Here is a 15,993-nt window from a genome sequence, read left to right as displayed (position 1 = left end):
CCCGAGATAATCTCAGGCCATTTTTGTTTCAGTGAAAGTTGAATGCTTAATCTACAAACGTTAATAACGCATGTTGGCTGGCGGTGTGTAAATCGCGCCATACCTGGTTAATTTCGGTATTGGGGGCGGCAGCTTGCAGGCCGCAGTACGGGTAAAGTTGGTCTACACTTTCGCGTGCGGCACGGGCCAGTAGGCGACTGGTATGGCTTACGCCATTTAGCAAATCAACAGGTATTTCCCGTTCTGCCAAAGCTGCGTACCATGATGCATCTACCGCATAGTAAAACTCATTACGTAAGTTTTGTATATCGTCTTTCACTGCCTGCAAATCTTCCATAAGCGTAACCTTGTTGGCCTCTGTCATCCGTGTCGATTCGCGTAGCTTTTGCTCGAATATCAGTTCACATAAATCAACAAAGTGCAGGGCCATGCCACTCATGTTGGCAGCCAGTGTAGCCTCGGCCAGTTGTAAAAAAGGGTAACGGTATAAAGGCGTATCCACAACCGTAGCTTCGGGTATAATCCGGAATGAACGATTAGCGGGTACATGTACATTCTCTAACGTAAAGGCATGGCTGCCGGTGCCCATCATGCCTACATATTTCCAGGCAGGTACTAAGTTTGCCTGGTTGGCATCTACCACAAATGATAGAATCAGCGGGCTGCCATCCGCATTTAATATTGGCTTGCCATCTTCCTGAATTACGCAATTGGTGGTAAAATGCGTGGCATGTTTAACACCGCTTGCATAGCGCCAATGGCCGTTAAGTATATAGCCATCATCAACTTTATCTGCCGTGCCGGTTGATGCTCCGCTGCCTGCAAGGCATACTTTTGGGTTATTAAATATTTGCTGTGAAGCATCTATATCAATAAAACCACCAAACCAACAAGCCCCGGCGCATAGGGTAACCACCCATCCTAAACTGCCATCGGCCCAGCTCAGGGCTTCTTCAAGGCGTATTTGTGCGGGGAGATCTAATTCTAAGCCGCCATAAGCTTTTGGCACCAGCATTTTAAACCATTGCTGCTCGTAAATTAGTTGGAGCTGACCGGCCTGCAACATACCGGCTTCTTCGGCGGCGAAAGCTTCGGCGCGTATTGCTTTTACCCACTCGGGTTTGAGCAGGTTTGACGGGTGTTGTTGGTTTTTCATACAGATGTAGCAGATGCAGGGTTTTGCTGCCTGCGGTAAATTTTTTGCCAATCGAAAAAGGCAAAAACGGCAACAATGAATAAAAAGGTAGTTAAAGCGGCAAACAACACCAGGTTTTTATGGAAAAGCAGCGGAACTGCAAACAGGTTTGATACGTTGAGCACTACCCAATTTTCAATACGGCGACGCGCCAGCAACCAGGTACCTGCCCACGCGGTTGATGATACCCAGGCATCCCACAACGGTACGGTTGATGAGGTGAATTGATGAAGTAGCGAATAAATTACACCCCAGCCGCCAAAAGCTATAAGCAGGGTAATAACCCACTCGTTACGGGTAGCCCAGGCTATCTGTACCGGCGGTTCACCTTCACGCCTTACCCACAAAAACCAGCCGTATATACTCATAATCACATAATACATGCTCAAGGCCGATTCGGCATACAGCCCAACCTCTAACAATAATGTAATGCTGATGGCCGAACTGCCAATACCCGCCGGGTAAAGCCACACACTGTTTTTGCGGGCCAGTAACACCTCGGTTACGCCCAACATTACAGCAAGCCACTCCAATGGCGTAGTGTGCCGCATTTGTTCGATGAATAGTTGTATCCAGTGGTGCATAAACCCTTTTTCTTAATTGTCATTGCGAGCGTAGCGTGGCAATCTGTTCATGCAAGTTGACGCCTTGATGAGATTGCCACTTCGCTATCGCTCCTCGCAAAGACACATTTATTTATTTTGTAGCTCCTTTTCCCTTTGACTCCCTCTCCTTTGGAGAGGGCCGGGGTGAGGTTAAAACTTCAAACTAACCGAGGCCAAAAAGTTACGCGTGGCCTGCGGGAAGAAATAATTGTAGTTATACACATACCCACCGCTTATGCCTGCATAAGTAGCCCCGTTCGATTCGTATTTAGTGCTGAAGATATTATTTACCAGCAGTGTTATACCAATGCTTTTTAAACCTTTAACGGCAAAATTGTAGCCCAGGCGCACATCATTCACAAAATAACCATTAAGGTAGCGGTTAGCTGCAAAGCTGTTGTTAGCCAGCGCAGGATCGATAGTGTAACCGGTTGGGTTTTGGTTTGATGTGTTATCAAAATACTGGCGGCTTACTACTTTGCTCAGCAAGGCAATTTCGGCACTTTTAAACGGACGGAAGCTTATTTCGCTGCCACCTATGAACGAAGGCGAGAATGGCAAATCAGTTTTGCCGTATTGCTGCTCAATAAACTTTTTAGTATCATCATCCTTTAAAACCTGTATGTAGTTTTTAACTTTATTAGTGCTCAGGGTTACGTTGGCAGCCCAGGTTAACTGCGATGTGAGGTTTAAACGGCCATCTAACTCAACACCTGCGCGGTAGCTATTATCAACGTTGGTGCGTATGTTAGCACCCACATCATTCAAGGCACCGGTTAGCACCAGTTGGTTTTTATATAGCATATAAAAGCCGTTGATGCCTACGCTGTAGTTTTTACCTGCTACACGGTAACCTGCTTCAAAATCTTTCAGGTTTTCAGATTTTGGACGGCTTTGCGGGGTTGAGTTGGTATAATCGTTACGGTTAGGTTCGTGGTTACCTACCGAGAAAGATGCGTACACATTGCTGCTATTGCTGATGTTGTAGGTAACACCGGCTTTAGGATTATAAAAATTCATTACGGCATCCTGCTGTACGTTGTTCAGATTACGGTCGAAACCCAGGAACGAATAATTAATGTGACGGTATTGCATATCGGCATACAGCAAAAACTTGCCTAAGTTCCACTCGCCACGGGTAAAAATATTGAAATCGGTTTTCTTGGCATCATCGCGGTAGTACTCATAATCGGGCGTAATACCTGCCGATTGCGAAGTGTAGATTATGTTACCAAAGTGCGCACCCTTGTATTCATTGTAAGCGCCGCCCAAAATAAGGTTGGTGCCTGCTTCGGGGCGATAATTGAGCGAGTAGGTTATGCCGTAAAAATCATTATCTAACCATAAACGGCGTACTAAATTGGTTGTATTAACCGGCCCTCCGTTTACAATGGCAGGTGTAAGGCCATAATCGGTTACCTTTTGATCTTTTTTATACTCTTCATAATAGCCGCCGCCTTTGGTGTAATGCAGTGCACCATTAAAAGTTAGTTTAGGACTAATTACCTGATCTACCAGTAATTGATAGTGGTTTTGCTGATAATTATCAACCTGGTCTTTATAGAACACGGCTTTGCTGTAATTATCATCACCCGATATTAATCCTAATTCGTTATAGCGGCGCACATCTTTTACCCCAACAGTAGCAGCATAAGCAGGGTCGCCAATAATATAATCAGGTATACCGTTCCAAGCCTGATAGGTGCGTTCTTTCCCGGCAAATACATTGGCGCGTAAAGTGGTAGATTTGCCATAGTAAGCGCCACTCAGGTAGTATGATAATAGGTTTGATGTAGCCCTGTCAATGTAACCATCAGATGCAATGCGCGACAGGCGGGCATCTAAACTAAAATGGTTGTTGAGTAAGCCCGTACCGGCCATTACGGTATTTTTAACCGTTCCGTATGAGCCGGCCGAAGTGTTGATTTCGGCGTAAGCGCTATCCTGACGGGTGGTAGTTTGAATATTTAAACTGGCACCAAATGCACTGGCACCATTGGTTGAAGTACCCACGCCACGCTGAATTTGAATGTTATTTACCGATGAAGCAAAATCAGGCAGGTTGATAAACGAAACTGCCCTGGCTTTCGGCATCATTTAGTGGAATGCCATTTACGGTAACATTAATACGCGTACCGTCCGATCCGCGAATGCGCAAGCCGGTATAACCCACACCTGCACCTGCATCAGAAGTGGTTACTACCGATGGGGTTTGGTTTAACAGGTAAGGCAAATCCTGCCCTAAGTTGTTTTTCTGAATATCGGCCTTTTTCAGGTTAGTAAATGCCGTTGGCGATTTGGCCGATGCACGGGTAGCACTTACGGTAACCTCGTCGGCAATAAAATCGGCCGGTACAAGTGATACATCAAGAGTGGTGTTACTGCTCAGGTTAAAAGCTTTGTTTGTTACCATATAGCCTACGTAACTTACTTTAAGCACATAACTACCGGCATTTACACCAGTAAACTCATAAGTGCCGTTGGCACCGCTAACAGTGCTGGGTTTGGTTTGCAGGCTTTGCAAAATAATGGTTGCCCCGGCTAAAGGTTGCCCGGTAAGTTCATTAGTAATTTTCCCCGATACGGAAAACTGGGCGGATGCCATGGTTGGCAACAGCAAGGCCACAAGTGCCCAAAAGAAATTTTTCAATGTGTGTTTTGAATAAAAATACGTTAAACCATCTGCCCGCTAAGGGTGTAAATTGCGTGCAGTACACTTAACATGTTTACCTCGTCCCTACGCCGGCATTACCCGGATCAGGTGCAGGAGATTGTTGTGTGTTGGGACTGTGAGTTACAGGCGAAACCAATAACTAACAACTTGTAACTAACAACAACTCCTTGGGTATGATCTCAGCCTGTCTTTGTGTTTTGATTGCTCAAAGCAAGGCACCCCTTAAGAAATTATGAGGCAAATATATAGTTTGTATTTAATATTCGAACACCAAGGTTACGTTTTTTGAAAATTTGGCAATTACATAGCTGATTTGCTGGTACTTATGCCGCTTCCGTTTACAAAAAAAGCATTAACGGTTACGGGCAACTTACCGCTCGGACTTAACTGTCCGGTTATAACTTTGGTTGCTGCGCGTTGCATCCAATCATCTTTTTGATAGCCCATTAACAAAGCTCCGGCCTTTTCAATACCCGGCATGCCTGCTAATGTGTACGGATTGGCAAAAAGGCTAACCACACTATGAGGGTAAGCGGCTAACTGCACAATAGCGTTCTTAACATCAGCATTAAAATCAAGCTTGCTTTGCGGACGAAGACGCGTATCATGCACCCCCACAATGATCTGGCTGTAGCCGCGTACATCGCTCAATAACTTGTTCACCTGTGCAGCCGAGGCCGTTTTTTCGAGTGTAAAAAGAGTGCTGTTAGTATACGTTTTTGCTAATTCCTGCTGGTAAGGAGTTGCAGCATTTACACCTATACTTATCAAAGCAGTTTTTAGCAGCGGGTTGTATTGCTGTAATACATTATCCTGCAGTAAGGTTATGGCGGCATCGCTCAGTTTTTGTACCAACTCTTTAGCTTCGCTGCGGTTAAGGTTTTGGGAAATGCTGTCTGCACGGGCTGGTTGATAGGCGGCCAACCCAGCAAAGTATTTAGCCGTTAGTACCCGCTTTACCTTGGCATCCAATTCGGCTTCAGGTATATCGCCGTGGCGAACTGCTACTTTTATTTTGCGGATAGCCCGGCAAGAGTTTTGTGACAGCTCGATAACATCATTACCGGCCATAAATGCACGCAAATCGGCCTCTCCATCAGGGAAATATTTTACTACGCCCTTCATCTCCATGGCATCCGAAAATATGAGTCCTTTGAAGCCGAGGCTATCGCGAAGCAAGCCTGTAACAATAGGTTTTGATAACGATGATGGCAGATTTTTGGTAGCATCCAATGCCGGAATGCTCATGTGAGCCACCATAATGCCGCTTATGCCTGCTTGTATTGCTTGTTTAAAAGGGTATTCCTCAAGGGTATCTAAGCGTTGTTTAGAAAAGTTTAGCAAAGGCAAATCATAGTGCGAATCAACATTGGTATCGCCATGGCCGGGGAAGTGTTTGGCCGAAGTGATCAAACCAGCCTCCTGCATGCCCTGCATGTAGGCAATCGAGCGCAGGGCAACTTTATACTTATCATCTCCAAATGAGCGGTAGTTAATTACCGGGTTGTTGGGGTTATTGTTTACATCAACCACCGGGGCAAAATTAATATGCATACCCAGGCGCTTAAAATCATAAGCTACCTCGCGGCCCATTTGCTTAATAAGGTTTTCATCCTGTATAGCCCCAAGGGTCATTTGGTACGGGTAGGAGATGGTCGAATCCAAACGCATGCCCAAACCCCACTCGCCATCCATGGCAATCAGCAATGGTATAGGCGATAGTTTTTGATAATTGTTAGTTAGCGCTGCCTGCCTTACCGGGCCTCCCTGAAAAAACACCAATCCGCCCGGTTGTTCCTTTTTGATCACCTTGGCTACCGAATCTTCATAGGCTTTGCCCTTGTTGGTATGCGCTCTTATGAAGAACAGTTGCGATACCTTGTGCTTGCGGTTCAGCTTTTTAAAAACCGAATCGACCCAGTGGTTGGATGCGTTTAATGAAGTTATATAATCGGGCTGCTGGGCAAAAGCGCTGCCTGTTGCCAGTAAACCTAATGTGGTAAAAACTATGCGGATTTTTGAAAGTGTCATGGCCTTTGTAAGGTCAAAAGTAAATAAACCTGAACATGATAAGCGTAAAATTTGCTTAATGTTTACGCCTGCTGCACAAAAATATTTTAGAGTGACAATAAACCTGTGCGTATTTATTGCATCTATAAAGCATTCAGTGTGAATTAAAACGACATAAACAATGAAAAAAATATTATTTGCAGCAGCCATGGTGCTGCTTATAGCCGGCACTGCCGATGCCCAGCGGAGGGGTTACCGCAAACAAAGGGCATCTGATGATTTTTACCAGCCCCGAGTAGGCTTAACCGGCGGATTAAACATTGCCAACACGGTAAGTTCGCGTAACTCCGATTTTAGTACGGATACCAAGCTGGGCGCCAATGTGGGTTTGTTTATTGATATTCCTATCATCTATCCGCTATCGTTCCAGCCCGAGGTTTTGTATTCGCAAAAAGGCTACCGTGCCAATACCGTTTATGGCGATTTTGCACAACGCGCAAATTTTATTGATGTGCCTTTGCTGGCCAAGCTGCGACTAACGCCGGGATTTAACGTGGTTATCGGTCCGCAAATTTCATTTTTGATGAACACGCGCAACACATACTATGATGGCTTTAATGTGACCTACCAAAGCCGTTACAGTTATAATGGCGATAAGACCTTTTTAGGCGGTGTGGCCGGTATAGCGTTTGATTTAAACCGCAATGTTGAGCTGCGCGGCCGTTACACTATCGATTTTAAAGAGAATAACCCTAACGGTAGCTCGGGCGTGCCCGATTACCGTAACCAGGTTTGGCAGGTAGGGTTAGGTTTTAAGTTTTAGCAGTTCCTTTTTTATTTATCAATTGGGTCGCCCGGTATGCTACGGGCGGCCCTTTTTATTTAAACAGCGTTTTAAGCCAGCGTTTAAACTTGCGGCGCGGGTGGTTGTCTTTTTTCATCCGATTATCAACATCAAACATTTGATTTAACACTTTTGCATCTGCATCATACTCGGGTAAAATATACTTCGGATGAATAATTTTCAAGGGCAATTGCTGATATGGGATTTTTGAATAAGCATTATCAGGGTTTAAAGTATGGGTGGCACCTGCCCCATGACCTATATTACTTATCAAATTATAGTTTGGCAATATACTCACCATGTTTTCAAAATAATTGATAATAGCAAATTGATAATCCCACGTATCTATTTCACCTGCTTTTAACTTGCTAAATATTTCTGTCCAATTTTGTAAAATATATTGGTTATCCAATACCTTTTCGAGTTGTCTTTCGGCCTCGGGCAATTCATAGCAGCTTAAATTGGTGTCGTATTTATTCCAAACACGGCGCCAGCTTGCCCAACCCCAGATGATAGTCATAGTTGAAAAATAATAGCTCCCGTTACCTAATAATTGATTGTTATGAAGATTGGTCCCACCTATAATACTTACACGAGTATCGTCTCTGTATTTAGCTAATAAATCATCACAAAACCTAAAAAAATCAGCCGAGGGCACACAATCATCCTCCAAAATTATGCCTTCTTCTTCCTGCTCAAAAAACCAGGTAATAGCAGATGAAACAGCATCTTTGCAGCCAAGGTTCTGCGTCCTGTAAAGAGTTTCAACTTTGCAGGGCCATGTTACCTGCTGTGTAATTTTGCGTACCTGCTCACATTTTTCGGTCTCTCCATCTTTATTTTGGCGCGGACCATCGGCGGCAATGTATAAAGCCTTGGGACGCACAGCCGCAATTGCATCAAATACAATTTTTGTAGTATCCGGACGATTAAATACTATAAACAGTACCGGCGAAAGGGTATTGTAATTTGATGCGCTCATTCGGCAAAGTTGCCCTTTTATTATGAGTAAACGAAATCAACACATGTACTAAAAATTGCCTGCTTTACACATGTTTACTGTTATCTTTACAGCTGCCAAATTTCAATTAACTATCATGAAGATTAAAAACTTGTTCAAAAAGAATAATGCACCTACAGACTTGAAACAGGTTAAAGTTGGCCAATATACACTTTGGGCTAATGCCCAGCATCCAATACAAAGCTATCTTGAAACGCACAAATACTACTCGAGAAACCTACCAAGGTTGGCTAAATATATTGAAGAAAAATATAGTAGTTATAGCATAATTGATGTTGGTTCTAATATTGGCGATAGTGTTGCTTTAATTAGAAGTGCGGATGTAAAACAACCTATTTTTTGTTTTGAAGGTGAGCATGAATATTACAAATTGCTACAAACTAACCTGCAACAATTTAATAATGTTACCGCTTATGAGGCATTTTTAGGTGAGAACAATGAGACAAAGAGTGGAGCTACTGAAGTAAGCGATGGAACCGCAAAATTAAACTTAAAAGCTGGTAGCGAAATTGAGGTAAAGAGCTTAACAGATTTGGCCATTGCTAACAATATAAACAACATAAAGCTTTTAAAGATTGATACAGATGGCTTTGATTTTAAAATTTTAAGAGGAGCAATAACACTTATTGAAAAAAATAAAACGATCCTGTTTTTTGAATACGACGCAGCTTACCTGGAAGAACAGGGTGAGAATGGCGTTACAATGTTTAAGATTTTAAACAAGTCAGGATACAATAAGCTTTTATTTTACGACAACTTCGGTAAGTTACTCATAAATCTTACTACCATAGATACCGATCAAATAACCTTGCTTTATAACTACATGCGTAAAAAAGAAGGAGCTTTTCCATACTATGATGTTATTGCATTTCATTGCGAAGACGATGATTTGGCAGATAAAGTAATTGCGGCCGAAGTGGATTTTTTCAAATAGTTACCGCTACACCAATGACATAATTACTGGCTTATGCCTCGGTTTGAAATGTTTGCATATCAATAAGCTTTTTATACAACCCGTTTTGCTGTAGTAGCTCATAATGTGTGCCTTGTTCGGCCACCTGCCCGTTTTCTATTACAATAATCATATCGGCGTTTTGAATGGTACTTAAGCGGTGGGCAATAATAACCGAGGTGCGGTCTTTCATAAGGTTGTTCAAAGCATCCTGCACCAGTTTTTCCGATTCGGTATCGAGCGCCGAGGTTGCCTCATCCAATAACATGAGCGGCGGGTTGTTTAAAACAGCACGGGCAATACAAATACGCTGTTTTTGCCCGCCCGATAGTTTTACACCCCGGTCGCCTACGGTGGTTTGATAGCCGTTTTCGGTGTTTATGATAAAGTCGTGCGCGTTGGCTATACGTGCTGCCGCTTCAACCTTTTGGGGAGTGGTTTGGGGTTTGCCAAAGGCTATGTTATTATAAATTGTATCATTAAATAATATCGATTCCTGGTTTACAATGCCCATCAAATCGCGGAGGGAGTGCATGGTTACATTTTTTATGTTTATCCCGTCAACCAATATCTCGCCGCTTTTTACTTCGGTAAAACGAGGTATCAAATCCATCATGGTTGATTTGCCCCCACCTGAAGGGCCAACCAATGCTACGGTTTTACCCGCAGGTATTTTAAGGCTTATATTATGAAGTACCTCTTTGTCGCCATATGCAAAGGTCACGTTCTTAAATTCCAGTCCTTCATTCATACCCTTCAACACAACAGCATCCTTGGCATCGTTAATGGCAGATTTTTCGTCTATCAGCTCTAAAACACGTTCTCCGGCAGCAATACCCGAATGTATGGTGGTAAACGAGTCGGAAATAGATTTAACCGGGCGCATCAATTGTGAAAACAGTATTACATAGCCTATAAATGCTGCTGCTGTAAGTGAAGATTGATGATTTAAAACAAGATAACCGCCGTACAATACAATACCCGATACCATAATTATACTCAGCGTTTCAGAAACCGGAGAGGCCAATTGCTGCCTGCGCGCCATTGCTTTTACTATGCTGGTGTATCGCTTGTTTTCTGCATGAAACTTATCTTTAATGTGTTCGGTTGCATTAAATGCTTTAACAATTTTAATACCGGTAAGAGCTTCGTCAAGGTAGCTGATCATGTTACTGTATACCTGTTGTGATAATACAGCTTGCGCTTTTAGTTTTTTAACAATACGCGATATTACAAAGCCGGCAACCGGAACCACCAGCAACGAAAAAATGGTTAGTTTAAATGACAGGGCAAATAAAGCGAATAGGTAAAAAATTATTTGCAATGGCTCTTTAAATATTACCTGTAATGTACCCGTTACCGAAAACTGTACCGTTTGCACATCTGACGTAACCTTGGCCATAATATTGCCTTTGCGCTCATTGTTAAAAAAACCCATGTGCAGGTTCATTACATTATTAAATACGGTACGGCGTATGTTTAGCAAGGTGTGATTACGCATGTTTTCCATGGTACGCTGCGAAAAATATTTAAATATGTTAGCCAGAATAACCGATGCTATAATTATGCTGCAAATAAATTGCAGGGCTCCCCATGTTCCGTAATGGCTTATCATGAGGTTAACATAATAATTAAACGTGCCGCCAAGATCAAACAATGAGGGAGCGCTTGTTAACTGCGGTTGAGGAGTAGCACACTTGTCTTTGTCAGAAAACAGGGTTTGCAGTAACGGAGCAATAAGCGTTAAGTTTAACGTACTGAAAAATACCGAAAAAAGAGTACAGATGATATAAGGAATTGCAAACTTTTCGATGGGTTTGGCAAAAGAAAGTAACCTGAAATAAGTCTTCATCTAAAACATATAAGCCTGCAAAATTAGGTATTTTTTAACTAACGCCCCCGGCTAATAAATTTTATAGCTTTGCAATGATTATTAAACACCTGCATGATTTCAGTTATTATATCATCGGTTAACAAAACCATGCTGGCTAATGTAAGCCAAAATATTGCCGATACTATTGGGGTGCCTTTTGAAATTATTGCCATTGATAACAGTAAAGGCAAAAGAGGAATTTGTGCCGTTTATAATGAGGGCGCCAGCCGGGCAAAATATAATATAGTATGTTTTGCACATGAAGACATTGCCATTAAAACACAAAACTGGGGAAAGACTATTATAGACCTCTTTAATCAAAACACTCAGATTGGTCTTGTTGGTGTTTTGGGTAGTTCATATAAACCCTTAAGCCCGTCGGGGTGGGTAGGTATGCAGGCAGAAGATACTTATTATATTAACATTATTCAGGGTTTTAAGTACAGCAATCGTGAAGCTTATCTCACTTGTCGTAACCCCAACAACGCAGCTTTTGAACCTGTTGCATGTGTAGATGGCGTATGGTTTTGTACTACCAGGCAGGTTTTGGAAAAGGTTAGCTTTGATGAAAATACGTTTAAGGGCTTTCACGCCTATGATCTTGATTTTTCGATGGCTGTAAGGCAATATTATGAAGTAGTTGTTACTTATGAAGTACTACTGCATCATTTTTCGGAGGGTAACTTTAATAAAGACTGGTTGATTAATGTGTTGAAGTTTCAGGAAAAATGGATCGATAAATTGCCTGTTGCAGTAAAAAAAATCTCTTACAGCCAACGCCTTTCAATTGAAAAATATACTTTCAGAGTATTTGTTGACAATTTAATTAAATCGGGAATACCAAAATCTGTGGCTTACAAAGTTTTATGGCAAAACAATGTTTTTTTGAAAAAATTTCCTTCGTTATTTTTAAAGCTGCACAATTTTATACCCAAAGCATATAAGGCTGCCCGAACAGAGGGGAGAATATAATTTGGTCAGTAAGGCACGCGGATGTTTACATAAACATTCCTGCCGTAATGCATTAGCTAACTCAATGTCACTATTTTGTTTACTCATTGTTAATGAGGGCTTAAAATCGTACCTTTGCGAAAACAAAAAAGGGCTTCCCGATCCATGAAATTAAATATTGATTATCAGGAGAAATTCCAGGCCAGGCACATTGCTCCCAATGAAACCGACACGGCCAAAATGTTGAAAACTGTTGGTGCCGAATCGTTAGATGAACTTATAGGCCAAACAGTTCCCGAAAGAATCCGTTTAAAAAATCCGCTAAATTTACCGGCAGCCAAAAGCGAATTTGATTACCTGAACACGCTGAAGCAAACCGCTTCTAAGAACAAGGTTTTCAAATCATACATTGGTCAGGGTTATTATGATGTGATCGTTCCGGGTGTAATTCAGCGTAATATTTTAGAGAATCCGGGATGGTACACGCAATATACGCCCTACCAGGCCGAAATTGCACAAGGCCGTTTGCAAGCTTTGTTAAATTTCCAGACCATGGTTTTAGACCTCACCGGTATGGAAATTGCCAATGCATCGCTCCTTGACGAGGGTACCGCTGCTGCCGAGGCTATGTTTATGCAGTATTCATTGCGTAAAAACACCAAGGCCAACACCTTTTTTGTATCTGAAGAAGTTTTTCCGCAAACCATCGATATTTTAAAAACCCGCTCGCAGCCTTACGGCATTGAGCTGGTAATAGGCGATCACCGTACAGTTGAGCTAACCGAAGATATGTTTGGCGCTATTGTGCAGTATCCTGCAAAAGACGGCCAGGTTTGTAATTATGCCGATTTTGCCGCTGCTGCCCACTCAAAAAACATTAAGTTAACCGTAGTGGCCGATTTAATGAGCCTCGTATTGTTAACACCTCCGGGCGAATGGGGTGCCGATATTGTGGTAGGTACCAGCCAGCGTTTTGGCGTACCCATGGGCTTTGGTGGCCCACATGCCGCATTTTTTGCTACTAAAGAAGAATACAAACGCTCAATGCCGGGCCGTATCATAGGTGTAACCATTGATAGTGCCGGTAACTATGCCCTGCGCATGGCGCTGCAAACCCGAGAACAGCACATCCGCAGAGATAAAGCAACATCTAACATTTGTACCGCACAGGCATTGCTGGCAATTATGGCCGGTATGTACGGCGTGTACCACGGGCCTAAAGGTTTAACGCTTATTGCCCAGCGTATACACGGCTTGGCTGTTTTATTAGTTAAAGCTTTGGGTGAATTAGGCTATGAGCAGTTAAACAGCAGTTATTTTGATACCGTTAAGTTTGAGTTAGGTGTTTTGGCTGGTCCAATTCACTCTGAAGCTTTGAACAACGAGATGAACTTTCATTATAATGGTTCAACCGTGAGCATTGCTTTGAATGAAACCACATCGCCGGAAGACATTAAAACCATCATTCGCTTTTTTGCCAAAGTAAAAGGCAAAACCTTGAACGATGTAAACTTCGACGAGCTGAAAGCCAGCCTCGAAACGGTTATTCCGGCCGAATTACAGCGTCAATCGGAGTTTTTAACGCACAAAATATTCAACTCGCACCATTCAGAACATGAGATGCTGCGTTACATCAAGTCATTAGAGGCAAAAGATCTTTCGCTTTGCCACTCCATGATCGCATTGGGGTCGTGTACCATGAAACTGAACGCCACTACCGAAATGATACCGGTAACCTGGCCAGAACTTGGTAAAATGCACCCGTTTGCCCCTGCCGATCAAACCGGCGGCTACATGCAAATATTTGATGAGCTGAATAAATGGTTAAGCGAAATTACCGGCTTTGCCGCCATGAGTTTACAGCCAAACGCAGGAGCACAAGGCGAATACGCAGGTTTAATGGTTATCCGAGCTTATCATTTAGATCGTGGTGATGATCACCGTAATATAGCTTTAATTCCATCATCGGCGCACGGCACTAACCCGGCTTCGGCTGCTATGGCAGGTATGAAGATCGTAGTTGTAAAATGCGACGAGAATGGCAACATTGACGTGGCCGACCTGAAAGCCAAAGCTGAGCAGTACAAAAACGAGCTGAGCTGTTTAATGGTGACTTACCCATCAACTCACGGTGTGTTCGAAGAGTCAATCATCGAGGTTTGCGAAATTATTCATGCTAACGGCGGCCAGGTTTATATGGACGGCGCCAACATGAACGCACAGGTAGGCTTAACCAGTCCTGCTAACATTGGTGCCGACGTTTGCCACCTTAACTTACATAAAACATTCTGTATTCCGCACGGCGGCGGCGGTCCTGGTATGGGTCCTATTGGTGTAGCCAAGCACCTGGTGCCTTACCTGCCCGGTCACGCGGTAGTTAATATCGATCAGGGTAAATCAATCCCGGCTGTTTCGGCAGCGCCATGGGGTTCGGCCTCTATCCTGATCATTTCGCACGCCTACATTGCTATGATGGGCGGCGAAGGCTTGACTAACGCTACCAAATATGCCATTTTAAATGCCAACTACATTAAAACTCGTTTAGAGCAGCACTACCCTGTATTATACACCGGGACACAGGGACGCTGCGCACACGAGATGATCTTAGATTGCCGCGCATTTAAAAACTTTGGTATTGAGGTAACCGATATTGCCAAACGCCTGATGGATTACGGTTTTCATGCGCCAACTGTATCGTTCCCGGTAGCGGGAACGGTTATGGTGGAGCCTACCGAATCGGAGCCTAAACACGAGCTTGACCGTTTTTGTGATGCCATGATCGCCATCCGTCATGAAATTGAGGAGGTTGAAAAGGGCACTTTAGACAAAACCGACAACCCGCTTAAAAATGCGCCACACACCGCAGCCGTAATTACCGGCAACGAGTGGAGCCACCCATATAGCCGCCAAAAAGCAGCCTTCCCGCTCCCTTACGTGGCCGATTACAAGTTCTGGCCATCAGTAGGTCGTGTAAACGATACCTACGGCGACCGTACCCTCATTTGCTCATGCCCTCCTTTAACCGAATATGAGTTTGAAGAAAGCGAAGTAACCACGACGGAATACGGTACATGATCAGAGTTTACTGAATTTTAGAATTTGCAGAACAGAAAAGAGGCTCCCGCGGAGCCTCTTTTCTGTTTGATAACCAACATGTAATTTATGACACAATTTGCGCTTTCTATTTACAGTACTTAGCTAAATAACTATCGGCCAAATCACTGCCTGTATTCTTAATAAAATTCCAGTCTTTACAGGCCCCCTCTTTATCGCCTTGCTTAAGCTTTTGGTTGGCCTGGTCTAAAACGTCTTGCAGTAATTCTTCATTAATGCCTAACTGTTGTTTAAGGGCTTCAATAGTAGCTTCTTTGGCCGGGTCGGCTTTGCCCTGGTTTTTATTAATGTAGTAGTTGGTTACGGCATTCTCTAACTCCTGCCGCTTTTGATAAGCTATAATGGCCTGTTTCATATTCATGGGCGGGTTAGCCGAATTTGAAGCCTTTTGGCAGCGCTCATAATCGGGCCTGAAACGTACAGGAAGCACTACGCGCACCGCACGGTTATAATCGGCCGGTATATTCCATTTGCCCGAGGTAAGCTTAATTACACGCAGGGCTTCGTCGTCCAAATCAATACCGGGCCCTTGTTGCACACGGGCATCGGTTACGCGGCCATCCTTTTGTATCATAAAACTCACATGAATGGTGGCCGCAATACAGTTCTGGCTCGAAAACTCAGGGTATATGATCTTACTTTGCAAAAAGGCGTCGAGCCCCGACGAGCCACCTTTAAAAGCAGGCTGTGCAAGCGCTGATGAATAGCCTGCGATCATGAAGAGAAATATGGAGAGGTATCTTAGCATTTTACA

At 43.4% G+C, this 15,993-nt stretch carries 12 protein-coding genes; 4 read left to right on the top strand and 8 right to left on the bottom strand.

Going from position 1 to position 15,993, the window contains the following annotated elements:
- Positions 1 to 46: 46 nt before the first annotated feature.
- The 5 genes from QE417_RS15080 to QE417_RS15060 all read right to left on the bottom strand — a co-directional run bounded on the left by QE417_RS15080 (position 47) and on the right by QE417_RS15060 (position 6,505).
- Positions 47 to 1,156 carry an acyl-CoA dehydrogenase gene (locus QE417_RS15080; protein WP_311951297.1) on the bottom strand — a complete coding sequence of 370 codons (1,110 nt, stop codon included), beginning with the start codon at positions 1,154 to 1,156 and terminating at the stop codon, positions 47 to 49.
- Positions 1,153 to 1,779 (bottom strand): nicotinamide riboside transporter PnuC, encoded by a 627-nt coding sequence (gene pnuC, locus QE417_RS15075; protein WP_311951296.1) that lies wholly within the window; start codon positions 1,777 to 1,779, stop codon positions 1,153 to 1,155. Before pnuC ends, QE417_RS15080 begins: the two co-directional genes overlap by 4 nt.
- Positions 1,780 to 1,950: 171 nt before the next feature.
- Complete coding sequence (locus QE417_RS15070; RefSeq protein WP_311951295.1) at positions 1,951 to 3,897, bottom strand: TonB-dependent receptor; 1,947 nt, start codon at positions 3,895 to 3,897, stop codon at positions 1,951 to 1,953.
- The gene (locus QE417_RS15065) at positions 3,854 to 4,450 is read right to left on the bottom strand and encodes a carboxypeptidase-like regulatory domain-containing protein (protein ID WP_311951294.1); all 597 of its coding nucleotides are present in this window, start codon (positions 4,448 to 4,450) and stop codon (positions 3,854 to 3,856) included. The genes QE417_RS15070 and QE417_RS15065 overlap by 44 nt, the downstream gene beginning before the upstream one ends.
- A gap of 324 nt (positions 4,451 to 4,774) precedes the next feature.
- Positions 4,775 to 6,505 carry a glycoside hydrolase family 3 protein gene (locus tag QE417_RS15060; protein WP_311951293.1) on the bottom strand — a complete coding sequence of 577 codons (1,731 nt, stop codon included), beginning with the start codon at positions 6,503 to 6,505 and terminating at the stop codon, positions 4,775 to 4,777.
- A 160-nt stretch (positions 6,506 to 6,665) separates the two neighbouring features.
- Here QE417_RS15060 and QE417_RS15055 point away from each other — a divergent pair, with 160 nt between their 5' ends.
- Positions 6,666 to 7,307 carry a porin family protein gene (locus tag QE417_RS15055; protein ID WP_311951292.1) on the top strand — a complete coding sequence of 214 codons (642 nt, stop codon included), beginning with the start codon at positions 6,666 to 6,668 and terminating at the stop codon, positions 7,305 to 7,307.
- Positions 7,308 to 7,362: 55 nt separating this feature from the next.
- Here the strand turns inward: QE417_RS15055 and QE417_RS15050 are convergent, their stop codons facing one another.
- On the bottom strand, positions 7,363 to 8,310 hold the full coding sequence (locus tag QE417_RS15050) for a nucleotide-diphospho-sugar transferase (protein ID WP_311951291.1): 948 nt from the start codon (positions 8,308 to 8,310) through the stop codon (positions 7,363 to 7,365).
- Between the two features lie 115 nt (positions 8,311 to 8,425).
- Between QE417_RS15050 and QE417_RS15045 the strand changes: the two genes are divergently transcribed.
- Positions 8,426 to 9,283 carry an FkbM family methyltransferase gene (locus tag QE417_RS15045; RefSeq protein ID WP_311951290.1) on the top strand — a complete coding sequence of 286 codons (858 nt, stop codon included), beginning with the start codon at positions 8,426 to 8,428 and terminating at the stop codon, positions 9,281 to 9,283.
- A gap of 31 nt (positions 9,284 to 9,314) precedes the next feature.
- Here QE417_RS15045 and QE417_RS15040 read toward each other — a convergent pair whose 3' ends face one another.
- Positions 9,315 to 11,153 carry an ABC transporter ATP-binding protein gene (locus tag QE417_RS15040; RefSeq protein WP_311951289.1) on the bottom strand — a complete coding sequence of 613 codons (1,839 nt, stop codon included), beginning with the start codon at positions 11,151 to 11,153 and terminating at the stop codon, positions 9,315 to 9,317.
- Between the two features lie 93 nt (positions 11,154 to 11,246).
- On the opposite strand from QE417_RS15040, the gene QE417_RS15035 reads away from it, so the two are divergent.
- Together QE417_RS15035 and gcvP are read left to right on the top strand one after the other, a co-directional pair.
- Positions 11,247 to 12,146 carry a glycosyltransferase gene (locus QE417_RS15035; protein ID WP_311951288.1) on the top strand — a complete coding sequence of 300 codons (900 nt, stop codon included), beginning with the start codon at positions 11,247 to 11,249 and terminating at the stop codon, positions 12,144 to 12,146.
- Positions 12,147 to 12,290: 144 nt separating this feature from the next.
- Complete coding sequence (gcvP, locus tag QE417_RS15030; protein ID WP_311951287.1) at positions 12,291 to 15,200, top strand: aminomethyl-transferring glycine dehydrogenase; 2,910 nt, start codon at positions 12,291 to 12,293, stop codon at positions 15,198 to 15,200.
- A 106-nt stretch (positions 15,201 to 15,306) separates the two neighbouring features.
- On the opposite strand, the gene QE417_RS15025 is transcribed toward gcvP, so the two are convergent.
- Positions 15,307 to 15,987 (bottom strand): energy transducer TonB family protein, encoded by a 681-nt coding sequence (locus QE417_RS15025; RefSeq protein WP_311951286.1) that lies wholly within the window; start codon positions 15,985 to 15,987, stop codon positions 15,307 to 15,309.
- Positions 15,988 to 15,993 lie beyond the last annotated feature (6 nt).

Origin of the sequence: Mucilaginibacter terrae (assembly GCF_031951985.1) — a bacterium.
Lineage (GTDB): Bacteria > Bacteroidota > Bacteroidia > Sphingobacteriales > Sphingobacteriaceae > Mucilaginibacter > Mucilaginibacter terrae_A.
This window is presented reverse-complemented; position numbering and strand designations above follow the sequence as displayed.